This window comes from Caldicellulosiruptor bescii DSM 6725 (assembly GCF_000022325.1).
Taxonomy (GTDB): domain Bacteria; phylum Bacillota; class Thermoanaerobacteria; order Caldicellulosiruptorales; family Caldicellulosiruptoraceae; genus Caldicellulosiruptor; species Caldicellulosiruptor bescii.
The window spans coordinates 2,688,972-2,705,000 of sequence record NC_012034.1; the positions used below are offsets into that span (position 1 = coordinate 2,688,972).

Consider the following 16,029-nt stretch of genomic DNA (forward strand, 5'->3'; position numbering starts at 1 on the left):
CCTGCTCCCTGCCAGTTGTAGTACCTTATCTCTTTTTGCGGTATTATTACTATCTTCCCGCTGTTAACAGCATTGGTGATATCTGTTTTAACATGCTCGGAAACATCCAGTTCATTTATTCTGTCAATGTTATCCTTGCCTATAGTATATATAGGTATCCATCTATTGCTTGCTTCTGCATGTTTTTAGATTTAATAAATATGCGTAGGTAATACTCAAATCAAATATGATTTCAAATGATTAAGATACTGCTTTCAACTGACCTTGGAAAAAAACACTTTGATATTGACCTTTACAGAAAAAGCCTGATATCTTATAAACAAAAAGCTGTCTACCATTGTGGCAGATAGCTTTTGCAGGTTCTTGAACCTTTTGTCTACATCCCCTGCTCCTTCTTTTTTAAAAAAGCTACTAGTTTCTTATCCTCTACAATTACATGGTTCTCTAACCACTCTTCAATAATCCCTCTTATCTTCATAACAGCAGCTACTAACTCTCCTTCCTTTCCTGCTTCCTCTCGATACTTTTTATATTTTTCAAGAAAGCTGTCGTGTTCTCTCTTGTGTGAAAAATAGGGCGGATACAAATACTTCTTCATGCGATATTCTTGATGTGAAAAACTAATAGCTAAATTATTCCCCAAAAAGCGTAGCTCTTCTAAAACATCTTTTTGACTTTCAGGCTGTTCATAGGCATGTAAAATTTTATTCATTCTCTCAACAATTTTTTTGATATCCTCGTCGAAACCTTCATCACCTAAAGTATACTGTTCTTTCCATTCTATCTGCGACACTTCCAATCACCCTCTCTCTAATATTTCTTTTTCGGTATTATTTCTTTCAGCAACTTTTTTAAAAATATTATACTGCAAAAAAATATAAACCCAATTTTGCTCAACTCTCTTTTACCAACACAAACCTGCAAAACTGTAGCTATTTCGCATTATCAACCAAAGAAAGACTTATCAAAAACCTCAACAGGAGTTGTTATTACATAATCCTCTTCCCTCACAACACCATCCCTGCTGCCTACCTGCCCAAAATAGTTAAATCCCCAGCCCCAGATACTCCCATCTTCCTTAACTGCTACTGTGTGCCAGCCTCCTCCTGATATCGATACAACTCCTTCTATCCCCTTCACTCTAACAGGAAAAACCTTGCTCACTACAGTCCCATCTCCAAGCTGTCCTCTCCTGTTCATACCCCATGCCCACACACTGCCATCTCCTTTCACCACCAGTGCATGCTTATACCCAGCCGCTATCATCCTCACATCTTCCAATAACTCTCTCTCAATAAGCACAGGGAAAATACGTTTATTCTCTCTCCACAAATCATACTCAAAAACTCCCCATGTCAACACTCTGCCATCTTGCCTCAACGCCACCGCATGATTCTCACCCAATGCTATCGCCACTATGTCTTCTAACTTATCTATTATAATAAACTTTCTTTTGTCCCATAAATCTATATCACCACATAGATATTTGTACCGTCTTTCCCCCCATGCTACTATCCTGCCGTCCTTCCTCAATGCAAAAACTAAATATCTGTTCGTCGCTATCGATACTATCTCACCCAAACCCTCTACCTTCAGCGGAACCTCACAATGGGTTACTATCTCGTTTAAACCCAATACTCCATCACTATTAAACCCCCAAACCCAAATTGTCCCATCTCTTTTCAATGCCAAAGAATGCCCCTCCGCCGCAGCTACCATCACTACATCTTTCAAGCCTTTTACTTGCACAGGAACTAACTTGCTCTCCCTCGTCCCATCTCCAAGCTGCCCGCCTTCATTCCTGCCCCAAGCCCATACTGTCCCGTCTCTCCTCAGCGCAAGATTATGGTCTTTCCCCGCTGATACCATCACTATATCCTCTAATCCTTTTACTCGCACAGGAGTGGCAAAAATGCCACCCTTCTCACCTATCCCTAACTCCCCATTCCAGTTCGAACCCCATGCCCATACACTACCATCACTTAATACCGCAAGCGTATAATTATCTCCACATGAAACCTGCACTGCCTTCCTCATCCTCACAATCACCTTCCTATTTAATCCTGTGTTTTTATCTGCCTCATCTTCTTTTATTATTCCTGCTAACGCTCAGTAAACCAATTTATGCTCAGAACCATCTTCATTGTAGTATGAACTCCCTTCTCTTCCCCCCCATTCAATCCACATTGGATTTCCATTTTCGTAATATCTTGCTCTATAAAACTTATATTTGTACTTTTCCCTTTCTTCTTCACTCAAAGGTGGCAATCTATAAAATGTTTCTTTTACCCTGCCATCTTCATAATACCACGTCAGGTAAGGCTTTTCTTGCACAGGCCACTTACCTTCAATGCAATATTTCACTGCCTTTTCCTGACCGTGTTTGTACCACCACACTGCCGCAGACCCATCTTCTCTGTGCAGTTTACCCCCCTTGAAATACTCCTCAAATTCCTTCACTCCATTGTCATAATACCACACATTCGCTGGTCCTCCTTCCCTGTGCCTCCTGCCTTCTTTAAAATACGTCTCTCCTCTTATCCTACCATCTCTGAAATAACATATATACCCAGGTCCTCCTTCCCTGTGATGTTTGCCTTCAATGTAATACTCCTCTATCTTCTTCGCTCCATCCTCGTAATACACTACTCTCGCAGGTCCATCTTCCCTGTGAAGCTTACCTTCCCTGTAATAGCACTCCTCCTTAACTTTCCCACTCTCGTAATACTCAATCTTCGCTGGCCCTCCTTCCCTGTGAACCTTCCCATCAACATAATACACCTTCGCAACAACATCTCCTCTGTATGAATATCTTATATACGCAGGTCCGTCTTCCCTGTGAACCTTCCCTCCTCGATAATATATCTCTATCTCCTTCTTCCCATTGTCGTAATATTTCACATACGCAGGTCCATCCCCCCTGTGCTCTTTGCCCTTGCTGTAATATATCTCATACTTCAATCTGCCATCTGCATAATACCCCCTCTCAACTCCATCCTTCTCCTTCTCCGCTTTTGCCTCTTCACCCCCTTTCTTCTCTTCATCCTCTCCCATCCTGTCCAAATATCTGCTGTAGCCGTCCTTAACTTCCCAAACCTCTATTACCTCATCCAAATCAAGCACATCTATCGTCTTTACAAAATCCCTGTTATCTGGTCCTGCATTCTCAAATATGTCTAAAAATCCATATCCCTCATTTTCTTTCGCAGATTCTATTATTTGTATCTCATTCACAGAAGATGTAACTAACCAAAAACAGTATTTTTGAACCCAGTATCCCTTGTATCTTATTTGCCACTTCCTTTCATACACAGCTGTCACATCATCCACTAACACTACCTTCTCATAAATCCCTCTCTCCCCTTCCACCGGTCTAAATCCTCTCAACTTAACGTCTTCTTCATCTGTCGATATTAATCTGTATCCTTTCAAAATGTAAGTCCCCGGGATATAGCAATTTTCATAACAATATTCTTTGCCTCTGTAAACACAGACTTTCTCACATCCATACAACATCCTAAATAGCATCAGTATCGCCTCCTTACTCCTCAAAATGTATAAATCTTTTTTCTGCTTCAGAATATCTTGCTATCACTTTCATATTCTTATTTCCTCTCATTTCTATCAAAAATGCACCATCTTTTAAACTTAGGGGATTTTCAAACTGAACAAAATACTCCGGTATTGCCTTGTCTTTCATTTGATACATTACATCATTGCTTATATGCTCACTGTATCCAGCACCTGCAGCTGTAAATCCAGTCCCTGTGAATGGTTTGGAAAGATACCTTTTCGCTAACTCTTCATCCTCCTCAAATAAAATAAAATGTTCTTTGCGAATACCCAAATTAGCAAGCTCCTCATCCGAAATGTCTTCAAACATATTTTTGCTAACTGGAATTTTTATCTTGTCTACGTCCTTCGTTTTAAATACCAATATATAGCATGATATTTCATTATAATTAATATCAGATAGCTTATTATGATCCGGAAATGGTGAATCTTTGTAATCTAACCTTAGTCGTGCTACAAGTTCCTCACAAGTCTTAGTGTCTTCAAGGTCAGCTGCACACGCTATAAATCCACTTACAGATGGATTTTCCGCATTTATATAATATTTATTTAACATCACATCATCAGGGCTTAGAACTCTTATTAATACTGTATCCTCATCTGGTTTTGGTATTGAGCTTCTAATTTTAAGCAATATTTTCCTTACTTCAGATGGAAGTTTTTGTTCTTTTTCGTCATGAACAAATCTCTTAATGTACTCTAAAAACTCTTCTTTCGAAAGTGAATTTCCTATAAGAACATTATCTAATTCCTGGGTAAAAGATTTTCTGCCTTCGTCAAGTTTACCAAAACCTTCTTTTTCAATTATCTTAAATTTTTCGGCTACATCTAGCCATTTTCCCCAAAGTTTAGTCTCCTCAGGTGTGCAGTCATTATGCACAAGCAATCCAGAGCTTCCAACAAAGTAAGTATGATAATCTTCTATGTTGAGATTATAAATTTTTACAGGTGCGCTTAACTTCTCAACTTCTACTTCATATACTACTTTCATTATACCATCTTGTGTTACTATTTTGTCACCACTTTTTATATCCTCAGCTGCTTCCCACCAGCCCGAATCTGTAAAGAATAAGTGCGATTTCGTAGTTTTTACTTCATCATCTCCAACTTTGATATGAACAATCTCTTCCGCACTCTTGACATAAATCTGTTTAACTTTCTTATAAGCTGTCTTACCTGTATTGACATCCTTCGCAAAAACAAAATCACCTATCTTTATCTCATCTATCCTCTTTTTACCCTCTTTTGTAATAACAATTGTGTCCCCGGTAAAGCAACCTTCTTCTAAAAATTTTAGTGATTCTTCAGCCGAATCCTCACTCATTCCCTCTTCTATTAATTTCTTCTTCAGTTTTGCCCTTGATAAGCCAAATTCACATCCATCCACTGTTGTTAAATCTAACTCATCTTCAATCCTGTACACAGACCTAATCTTTTCAAAAACTCTTCCCACAGATGTTTTCAAGTAGTCCTTTATTGTTTCCACTACCTCAACAACTTTGAGAGCTGCTTCACGAGATAGTATCTTGAATTTTTCAAGCTTATTTACCTTAACAGCTAAACTGTCCATTTTTTCAATAAGCGCAGGGTCAATACCTCTTGCCATAGCTTTTACTGCACTATCACCATAATTGTTGATCACCCTCGCAGCATCTGGACCATACCTCTTTATAGCCTCAATCGCATCAGGACCGTATCTTGCTGCAACTTCAGCAACTTCATCTCCAAATTGTTCAGCTATCTGGGCTATCTCATCCAGTTGATTTTTTACCGTCTTGAATAACGTCATAATACCCGGTACTAAATATTCAATTACCTTAAATACTCCAAATGTAGCAATATTTAGTATCAACTCGCCAAACAGTTGGCTTGCATATTCATAATCTCTTGTCTCCCAGTACAAAATTATTGTTTCTAACGTCATAATGAGATTGATTGTGCTGATTACAAACAATGAATAGAATATAATTGCTAAAAGCGGATTGGTTGCAGCAATTAAAGCACAAGATATTTGCAGTACATCAAATATAGCCCAAGCAAGTGTAGTTAAACTAACCAGCGCAACCATAACATCAATAGCTGCAGAACCACCTGCAAGCCCTCCGCTTATCATGTATCCTGCTGCGCCAGTTTCCGGATCTAAAACTATATAACCTGCTCCCTGCCAGTTGTAGTACCTTATCTCTTTTTGCGGTATTATTACTATCTTCCCGCTGTTAACAGCATTGGTGATATCTGTTTTAACATGCTCGGAAACATCCAGTTCATTTATTCTGTCAATGTTATCCTTGCCTATAGTATATATAGGTATCCATCTATTGCTTGCTTCTGTAAGTATCTTTACTGCTGAAACTGAAGGTAATTTAAATATTTGTTCGTGTATCCCATGCTCTAGCGCAGAAGCTATTACTCCTGATGTTATCATATATCCTCGTTCGCTCTGCTTTTTACCCTCAAGACTAACAACACCCATTACATCATGGTCTACATCAATATAAAACGAACCGCCTGTTACCTCAACAGGAGTATTGAATATATACTTTACAGTTGGGCTGTAGCCGGTCATTGCTTCACTAACTTGGCGAACAGAACTTACCTTCATTGCTCTTGCCATAATTGAATTAAATGCATCAAGCTGAGCAAAGTATGTCTTACCTGCACTATTTAAAATCTCTCCCATTACCTGATCTGTATAAATGCTTTCCTCATTTACTGTATCTTTTATGACTGACACTCTCTCTTTGATAGCATCAAGTTCTTTAACATCAATCTTGCCAAAATCAAAACATATGCTATAAAATCCTCCAACAGTGACAGTGTTGGTTATCTTCTCAACAGTTCTTCCTACATGTCCTATCTCAATTGTAAATTCCTGCCTATTTCCAAATCCTGCTGCCTTACCTTCTGCAACAACCCGGCCATCTATTTTCAGCTGCGGTTTCAACTGAACCATATAAGCAGGTGTTTTAAATAACCCGCCGTAATGATTGATAATTTCTTCGTCCTCATGTGTGGCTGGAATCCATGAAAGAGTTATCTTTTTACCATATAGTTCAACTGCCTTGAACTGAATACTAAAATCATACGTTCCTGAAAAATTCAAGTTGAACGGTTCATTTCCCCTGATTGAAAATCCTATTTTCTCACTACTTGCATCAGGTATCGTATTTGTTTTTGCAAGTACTGTAACTATCTTGAATGGCAATGTAATAGGAAGCATCCCCAGCTTTTCAGGCTTTATTTTCTTGCCACCTATCAATTTGTTAGTATCAACATTACTAAGATTATTCCCCTCAATGTAGGCTTGCAGCTTCCCTTTAATCTCATCCATGAAGCTGCTCATCTTTTCGATATCTATTTTCGTGATGGTCTCGCCATCTCTTTCACCACTAACTTTAAATGCATCCATAATTTGCTCATCTGTGACTTTGGTGACTGCTTTAATATCCAAACCCGATTCTACACTATATTGTTTGAAACTTGGATCTAGAGGAACCCACACTTTTTGACCTTTCATAGCCCCTGCGCCGCGATAGTAATCATAGGGTACATATGCTTCTACCCAAACATGCTCAAATCGAACAGCAACAATTGCACCACCAGACACAACAGATTCGGTAGGTATACCAAGAGAGCCAAGCACTTTTACAGCTGCTTCGGCAGTTTGAGCACCTGTCCAATTTTTTACCTTCTCCACAGGCACTTCAACAATACCTTTAACATATCGTGAAGGAATGCCCTTGTATCTTAACATTGCTATCAAGAGCGACGCTTGGTCATAGTCATTGCCGGCTAACTGGTTTAACGTACCAGTTGCACCTTTTCTCGAACCATAGTAAGGCTCAAAATCTATGTTGTTTTTTACAAATTCATACATTCTCACTGGTGTTTTGAGTGAATCAGCTAAATTTTTGATTTCCTGTGTAAATTTTGTCTCAGCAGTCTCAGCCAAATCCGCATCAACAGGAGTCTTTGGCAACACATTTGCCAAAGACTCCTGTTGTGCAACACTATACCCAGATGCTGCGGCTTCATTACCAATTGCTGGTTTAGGTGGAGTTAAGCTAGCATTGTTATGAGGAAGTGTACCCAATGGTTGCTGGGGCTGTTCAGGATTTAATATATTCTCTATCTCCTGAAGTTTGTTCCTTAGAAGTTCCATGTCCTTACCTTTGTATTCTTTTACGCGGTTCAAAAGTTCATCAAGCTTATCAAATAAGACTTCAAAATTGTTCAATTTCTTTTCCAATTCAGATTTAAACCGATTATGTCTTTGCTTGGCTTTAGTTGCATTCAACTTGTCAAGTATTTTACTGTTTTTGTCAAGTTCTGTAACAATAGATTTTCTAATCTCTTTTAAAACCTTTTTTATGTTTTTTATATCAGATTTCACTTTATCTATGTCATTGGCTTCAATGTCTGCTTTGAGCTTCTCATACAGTTTATATATTTCATCTGTGAAACAGCCAAGTTTTGTTCTGGTTTTTGGAATTTCATATTTTCTCTCAAACGTCGTTGTTTTAAAAGTACTCTCAACTTGTTTTGCCTGTTTTGCTAAAGCAAACTGTTGAGTTGGAAGTATAAAGTTAAATATAAATGCAACTAATAATACAATAGCAATCAGTCTTGATAATTTACTGCGCACCATTCCAAAACCATCCTCCCTACACATCTTTATTTTTCTTTGATTTTAGTTCGCTAAAAGCAGATATATCCCAGACCTCACTTAAGGTTCTAGCATCTCAATATCACGTGCTGTTGGTGTTGCTTCAAAATGCAAGCATGTTATTTTAATACTCTTGGCATAAATTCTTCCTGTTAATTTGAATTTATTCACATTTATATATACCGTCCCATTAGGAGCATATATAATTCCTTTTAATTCTACTTCTGAAGCATGTATGTTTATATCCCCATTTTCTGAACAAATAACAATTCCATTCTCACAGCTGCTTTTTACACTTCTTAAATTAAATGAAATATTGTTCTTAGATATCAAATAACCGCCAATTGTAAGATCATTCCCATTCACTTCAATACAACTTTCACTTATGACGTTTCCTGGTATATTGATTCCATTTCCATAATCAATAATCCTCATCTCATTTACGGTGGTTGCACTTTGTTGAGCTTTACTTCTAATTTCTTCTACTACGTTAGGTATATCTACATAAGGAGCATTACTTAGCACATTACATATGTTTGTTGTCTGGAACCATGTGTTTATTACACCAACACTTGAACAGGTGCCGTTTATATTCAACGTTGTCCCAGCAGATTGAATATTGCTATTGCTATGAACATCTCCATTTACACAGCCTTCATAAACATAAATCTCCAATGGATTTACACTGCTCGACGAAAATAAGGTATAACCAAATGCTGGACTTGATAATTTCTCTGAACCTTTTACAAGTATATAATCACTGTCTAATGTTACTTTTTCTGTATCATAAACAACATCAAGAATTACTAAATATGTTCCTCTTTTTAATGGAGTATGTTTCCATGTATTACTAATATATACACTTTGACCAACTCCTATATTTATATTGTTTTCTGTTAATGTATCAACCATCTCCATACTTACAGGATTAATAATTTTTACTTGCGAAGTAATAGCACCAATTTCTGTATTCCCTGTATTTGTAAGAACATAGTCGAATATAACATCATCTGTTGAGCGTATAACTCTTGGTTTGACTTCAAGCTCTCCTCTTAGCCCTTTATAAGTACTTCCAATAATTCTGAACATTGTGGTAGTTTTTGCGATTACTTCATTGCCTTTGTATACCTCTGAAACAACCGTGTAATCTCCTAAACTACTCTTTGAAGTATTCCACGAACTTTTTATAGTTTTTGTCTCACCCTGAAGTATTTCCTCAATATTAGTAACTTTACTCCATACTTCTTCACCATTTAAATTAATAATTTTTGTCTTTACAGTAAGCCCCTTTTCAATACTGTTTGTACTGCCATTTTTGATTGTTTCAGTTATGTTCACATCTTCATCAGCACAATATTCCACTTTATCAGTAACCACTCTGTTATAAATTTCCCCATCAGGTCTGATAACAAAATTGCATTCATTGACAGCAGCTATAACATTTTCTTTTTTCCAAGTAGCTCTTACAATATAATAACCAGCTAATGTTGTTCCTGTTTCCCATTTGCATAATATGTTTTTCTTCTCACCCTCATACAGCTCAACTGGTATGTCATTAACAACATTTGCAACCAAATTTTTATTCCTATCTAAAATATCTACTCTCAATTTCCACTGTGTCTTTAAATTGCTGCTATTTTCACCATATATACTTATATTTACAGTTTCTCCTCTTTCATATTCATATTTGTCAGTAAATAGGTCAGTTTTCAAACTGTTTGTACCAACAACAGTTACATTAACAAAATCCGGTTCTGATTCAACTTTCCCATCATTTACTACAAGCATTATTTTAGTAGTTCCCTCAGATAGAATAATCTCTGGCTGGTTCCCCTCTGCCTGGCCTCCGTCCCATATCCATTTGTATGTTAAATTGTCGCCATCTGGATCGTATGAACCTGTCCCATCTAACAGCACTTTGGCTTTTCCATCTGACCCTGCTTGAACTGTTATATCATCACCTGCATCTGCTATTGGTGCTCTATTATAACTGTTAATTGATATATCTTCTAATATCGGTGTTTCTAAATTAGAAGTTTTTAATTTTACTTCTACTTGAACAAACCTGCCAATTAAGTCTTTAATTTCGACATTATTTTGAACCTGGATGTAAGGTTTGGATTCTAACTCTTCTAAAGTATTAGCAGCTTTCGCACTTACAGTAATATCTGTTCCTGCAGGCTTTTTCTCATGCCAACTGATACTCTTCCATCTACAATTTTCCTCTCCTTCATCATGAATCACTGTCCATGTCCCCTCATGTGCAGTAATATTTTTAAGATGAAAGCCTGTCATATCACTATACGTATATGGACTAGCACCAACAGGGTAAAAACCAACGATTGTTCCATCGGTTTTAATCTTTGCTGCGTTACTTGTCGAATAATTAACTGCCCATACATATCCCTCTCCGTCTACTCCAACACCAATAGGGCCTTGTCCGTTAGGGTAAAGTTTTACAGACATCAAGAATTTCCCATCCGGTGAAAATTTGTTTAATACGTGATTACCAGAATATGCTGCCCAAATATTACCCTCATTATCAACTGCCACTCCTCTTCCATATGAACCATCTCCATAATGGATCGAATACTGCTCGGTAACTGGATCAAATCTTATAATTCCCCCTGAAGAAGTAAATGAAGGTGACCATACAATCCCTTTCTTATCTACCACAATTCCGTAAGTTGTTCCACCAACAGAATAACTCTTCACATAGGTATTGTTATTAGTATCAATTTTCATAATTGCAGAACCTAGTGTAGCTGCCCATAAAATACCATTAGAATCGATTGTCGCACCATAAGGTCCATATGGAACATTTATTTCAATTCCTGTTTTTGTTCCGTCCGAATTTAACACAACAAATTTCCGCTCATTATATAATCCAACCCACACTCTGTCTTCTTTGTCTATTGCAACAGCTCTTGGTATACTATTTGAACTACCAACTTGAACAACTGCCAAAACCGCTTCATCTTCTCCCCATGGCAAAATTTCATTTGAGTCAATCCTACCATTATTGTTTACATCATATGACGTATCTATTTTTCCATTTTTATTTTTATCAATTCCACCCGATAAAGCTATCTTTACAACCGTTCCATTACCTCTGTTTGCTACCCAACAGTTTCCTTCTTTATCAATTGCTGTTCTTGATGGACTTGTAGAACTATCTGGACCTGTTCTATATCTTGCTATTTCTTGCCCTGTCCTTGTATCAATTTTGGATAAAGTTCCCTCACCCGCATTAGCAATCCAAATATATGGAAATACTTCAGCAGATTTATTAAGCTGGAGCTGATCATGAACTTCTTCATGATTGACTCCTCTCATAATACCTCTATCAAAATCCTCATCTGATGTGAAAACGGAACTAAGCTGCTTTAATACTTTAAATTTGTAATATCTCTTTATAATTTCTTTTTCTTTGTAATACAGAGTGACTGTAATGTTATATTCTCCTTCATTCTTTGTATTTGGTTCAAAAGCACCTATTTCAATTTGATTTAAACCATTTTGTAATCTCGACATCATCTCTTTATTAAAAATAATGTTATAGTTATAGTCGTAAACATTTGCTCTAACTGTAATTTCATCTTTTATGTTAACTTCTGCATCTAAATTGATACGCAATTTTGGTGTTATTCTGCTATACAACCTTGCAACTCCAGGTATTACTTCTATAAATGCGCTTTTAATTTTTATAAAAGGCTCAACATTGAAATTTTTCACTAATGATGCAATAACTTCACCATTTTTATTTTTTAACACAACTTCTGCACTATAGATACCTTCTTCATTTACATCTGAAAACCAAAAATACCTTCCCAAGCTATCTTTTGGAATAAATATCTTCTCATGTTCCGGATTAATTATTGCCACCTCAACTTCAATATCCTTTCCCTGGTAAATCGGAAGCACTTCTACAAACTCTTTTGCTTTTACTTGTTTAGTTTCTCTCCCATTAACTAGAATTTTTACATCTCTTAATTCTACTTTTTGTTCGTCAATATAACTTTGCAAAACATCTAACGCAATTGTTGTTATATACGCATCATTCTCCCAACTTCCATTTGGCTGTTGAAGCAAAGCTATCTTTTCAGGAATGTTCTTAACTTCTTCCCATCTATCCTTATATAATGCTTTGTATACAAAAGTAGATAGATATACTGTAGTATCTAGATCACCCCACAAGCCGTTTTCGTTCTTTTGAGTTAACAACCATTGAGCAGATTTATCCAATACGTCAGCAATATCAACATGATATATTTCTTTGTACTTCACTAATACCATCCTTGCTAATGCTGTTGCATAAATACGACCTTCTGTATTTTCTATAAACCCCCAGCTTCCATCTGCATTCTGCGCTGAAATCAAATAACTGACTCCACGTTGAATTTCGTGGTCGTGTCCTTCAATTTCAATTAAACTGTCAAGCACTAAGCATGTATCTAAAATGTCACTTTCGTATTCATTGGTTATTCCCCAGCCACCATCAGAATTTTGGAGTTCCACTATTTTTGAAATTAATTGTTTTCTTTTTTCTTCTGATATGCAAGGTAACACCCTTGCTATTAAGTCTACATTATCTGTCTCTTGTAAATTTAACCATTCTGATGCTTTAGCTATAATTTCCTCAGTTCCCTTGTATTTTTTTAGAGTTTTCACAATGTTTGAAGCTGTTATTATCTGCTGAATATAATCATCTCCCCAGTTCATGCCTTGTGCTAACCATCGAACTGCTTTGTTTATGCTTTCGTTCATGTCAACCTGTGTTGATTCTGCTGCCAAAGGTAACAATGGATTTGACAGCAGTAAAAAGAAAAATGATAAAAACAGTAATATCGATAAAATTCGATTTGCATATATGTTTCTCAAGCTCATTCCTATCATAGCTCCTTTCTAGATATAATTTGTTTTTTCTAAAAACGTAAATTAAATTCAATTATGTTATTGTCTTCTTCAGAATATGTTACTATTTTATAAAATCATATTCATTTTTTTCAACAACAATGTTTCGACACATTTCTACATAATTAGACATTTTAGTTCATATTGTCTCAGGCAGTAATCTTTCTTGGCTATTTAACTGCAAAATAAAAAACAGAAGAATTACTTTAAATTCTGAAATGGCAATTTCGTAATTATTATGTTAAATAATTTTTTTATTCTAACGTGGGGATTGCTAATTATAGAACAGAAATGAAACCTCGTTTATTAGGTAAATGATTTGCATATTTTCTTGATATGGCAATGCTATGTAATTATTTATACTAACTGAGAAAGGATAAAAAACGTTTTTGGATAAAAGTTGCTTAACAAAAGACAAAGCATATCTAAAAGGAGTTGAAAAAGGACACTAAGGTTTAGAAATTGAGCATTTGCTTTTTGACATTTAAGCGAACTGTTAAATTATTAACAATTATAATTAAAAAATAAAAAATCCGGCAGCCACCTACTTTCCCGTGCCGTCTCCAGCACAGTATCATCGGCGTTGCGAGGCTTAACTTCCGTGTTCGGAATGGGAACGGGTGTTTCCCTCGCTCTTTCGCCACCGGATTTGTCAGCTTATTCATTTTCTTCAGCAGCTTTTTAAGCAGCCTCGCAAGTGAATAGGGAGAAAGCTAATCTTTCGGTCAAGCTCCTCGGGCCATTAGTACCGCCTTGCTCAACGCCTCACAGCGCTTACACATGCGGCCTATCTACCTGGTAGTCTCCCAGGACCCTTACCACCTTTGAGGTGTGGGGTATCTCATCTTGGGGTGGGCTTCACGCTTAGATGCTTTCAGCGTTTATCCCATCCGGACTTGGCTTCCCAGCCGTGCCCCTGGCGGAACAACTGGTAAACCAGCGGTCCGTCCAACCCGGTCCTCTCGTACTAGGGTCAGCTCCCCTCAAATACCCTGCGCCCGCGGCGGATAAGGACCGAACTGTCTCACGACGTTCTGAACCCAGCTCACGTACCGCTTTAATGGGCGAACAGCCCAACCCTTGGGACCTACTTCAGCCCCAGGATGCGATGAGCCGACATCGAGGTGCCAAACCTCCCCGTCGATGTGGACTCTCGGGGGAGATCAGCCTGTTATCCCCGGGGTAACTTTTATCCGTTGAGCGACGGCTCTCCCACTCGAAAACCGCCGGATCACTAAGCCCGACTTTCGTCCCTGCTCGAGATGTCTCTCTCACAGTCAAGCCACCTTACCGCCTTTGCACTCCTACCGCACGATTTCCATCCGTGCTGAGGTGACCTTTGGGCGCCTCCGTTACCTTTTAGGAGGCGACCGCCCCAGTCAAACTGCCCACCTGACAGTGTCCCATCACTCGGTTCAGAGTGTCTGGTTAGTGCCCCAGTGCACCCAGAGTGGTATCCCACCGCCGGCTCCATGGAGGCTGGCGCCCCCACTTCTCTGCCTCCCACCTATCCTGTACAGGACACACCAGAACACAGTGCCAGGCTGCAGTAAAGCTCCACGGGGTCTTTCTGTCCAACCGCGGGTAACCAGCGTCTTCACTGGTACCACAATTTCGCCGGGCACACCGCCAAGACAGCGCCCAAGTCGTTACGCCATTCGTGCGGGTCGGAACTTACCCGACAAGGAATTTCGCTACCTTAGGACCGTTATAGTTACGGCCGCCGTTCACTGGGGCTTCGGTTCGGAGCTTCGCCCTCTTCAGGCTAACCCCTCCCCTTAACCTTCCAGCACCGGGCAGGCGTCAGCCCCTATACCTCGCCTTTCGGCTTGGCAGAGACCTGTGTTTTTGATAAACAGTCGCTTGGGCCTATTCCCTGCGACCCTGAGCTCTTCACCCAGGGCACCCCTTCTCCCGAAGTTACGGGGTCAGTTTGCCGAGTTCCTTAGCGGTGCTTCACCCGTCCGTCTGTGGATTCTCTCCTCGCCCACCTGTGTCGGTTTCCAGTACGGGCACCTGCCTTCGCCTACGCGACGCTTTTCTTGGCAGTGTGAAGCTCAGCACTTCGCCTACTTTTTCTTCGGCTCCCCATCACGGCTCACGGTTGCCGAGTGAGCGGATTTGCCTACCCACTCCCGCTCGCCGCTTGGCCGGGGTCTACCAACTCCCCGGTTGCCTGCTCCTCCTGCGTCCCGCCTCGTAGGTTAACCTCCGGCAGGTGGCTCAGGATTATCAACCTGATACCCATCAGCTACGCCTTTCGGCCTCGCCTTAGGCCCCGGCTAACTCTGGGCGGATTCGCCTTCCCCAGAAACCCTTGGGCTTCCGACGGGCAGGCTTCCCACCTGCCTCGCGCTACTTATTCCGGCATTCTCACTTCTGCCTCGTCCACCCTGGCTTTCGCCTTGGGCTTCGCCCTAACGCAGAACGCTCCCCTACCGCTATAGCCACTTCCTTTTGTGGCTATAACCCGATGCTTCGGTGTGTGGCTTCAGCCCCGAGTATTTTCGGCGCCCAGCCGCTCGACCAGTGAGCTGTTACGCACTCTTTAAAGGAATGGCTGCTTCTAAGCCAACCTCCTGGTTGTCTTCGCGGCTGAACATCCTTTGCACACTTAGCCACATCTTCGGGACCTTAGCAGTCGGTCTGGGCTGTTCCCCTCTCGACCACGGACCTTATCGCTCGTGGTCTGACTCCCAAGCTTAACACCGCCAGCATTCGGAGTTTGATAGGGTTCGGTAACGTTTTTGCGCCCCTAGCCCAATCAGTGCTCTACCTCCAGCGGCTACAAGCTTGAGGCTAGCCCTAAAGCTATTTCGGGGAGAACCAGCTATCTCCGGGTTCGATTGGAATTTCTCCACTACCCTCAGCTCATC

At 39.5% G+C, this 16,029-nt stretch carries 5 protein-coding genes and 2 rRNA genes (1 of these 7 cut by a window edge); all 7 read right to left on the reverse strand.

The window, feature by feature from the left end:
- Positions 1–376: 376 nt before the first annotated feature.
- A complete protein-coding gene (locus tag ATHE_RS12945) occupies positions 377–793 on the reverse strand; it encodes a bacteriohemerythrin (RefSeq protein ID WP_011915897.1) in 417 nt (138 codons plus the stop codon).
- Positions 794–945: 152 nt separating this feature from the next.
- Positions 946–2,037: an RCC1 domain-containing protein gene (locus tag ATHE_RS12950; RefSeq protein WP_015908883.1), complete on the reverse strand. Its 1,092-nt coding sequence runs from the start codon at positions 2,035–2,037 to the stop codon at positions 946–948.
- A 72-nt stretch (positions 2,038–2,109) separates the two neighbouring features.
- A complete protein-coding gene (locus ATHE_RS12955; RefSeq protein WP_015908884.1) occupies positions 2,110–3,528 on the reverse strand; it encodes a toxin-antitoxin system YwqK family antitoxin in 1,419 nt (472 codons plus the stop codon).
- 13 nt (positions 3,529–3,541) lie between these two features.
- Positions 3,542–8,221 (reverse strand): polymorphic toxin-type HINT domain-containing protein, encoded by a 4,680-nt coding sequence (locus tag ATHE_RS12960; RefSeq protein ID WP_015908885.1) that lies wholly within the window; start codon positions 8,219–8,221, stop codon positions 3,542–3,544.
- A gap of 78 nt (positions 8,222–8,299) precedes the next feature.
- Positions 8,300–13,126 carry a prenyltransferase/squalene oxidase repeat-containing protein gene (locus tag ATHE_RS12965; protein WP_015908886.1) on the reverse strand — a complete coding sequence of 1,609 codons (4,827 nt, stop codon included), beginning with the start codon at positions 13,124–13,126 and terminating at the stop codon, positions 8,300–8,302.
- Between the two features lie 558 nt (positions 13,127–13,684).
- Positions 13,685–13,801: ribosomal RNA gene (rrf, locus tag ATHE_RS12970) — 5S ribosomal RNA — on the reverse strand.
- A 73-nt stretch (positions 13,802–13,874) separates the two neighbouring features.
- Positions 13,875–16,029, reverse strand: a 23S ribosomal RNA gene (locus tag ATHE_RS12975); it runs 816 nt beyond the window's last position.

Excerpts from the sequence above, each read along its gene's own strand:
- ATHE_RS12965 (WP_015908886.1), bottom strand. The coding sequence starts at position 13,126 with ATGAGCTTGAGAAACATATATGCAAATCGAATTTTATCGATATTACTG.
- ATHE_RS12960 (WP_015908885.1), bottom strand. The coding sequence starts at position 8,221 with ATGGTGCGCAGTAAATTATCAAGACTGATTGCTATTGTATTATTAGTT.
- ATHE_RS12955 (WP_015908884.1), bottom strand. The coding sequence starts at position 3,528 with ATGCTATTTAGGATGTTGTATGGATGTGAGAAAGTCTGTGTTTACAGA.
- ATHE_RS12950 (WP_015908883.1), bottom strand. The coding sequence starts at position 2,037 with ATGAGGAAGGCAGTGCAGGTTTCATGTGGAGATAATTATACGCTTGCG.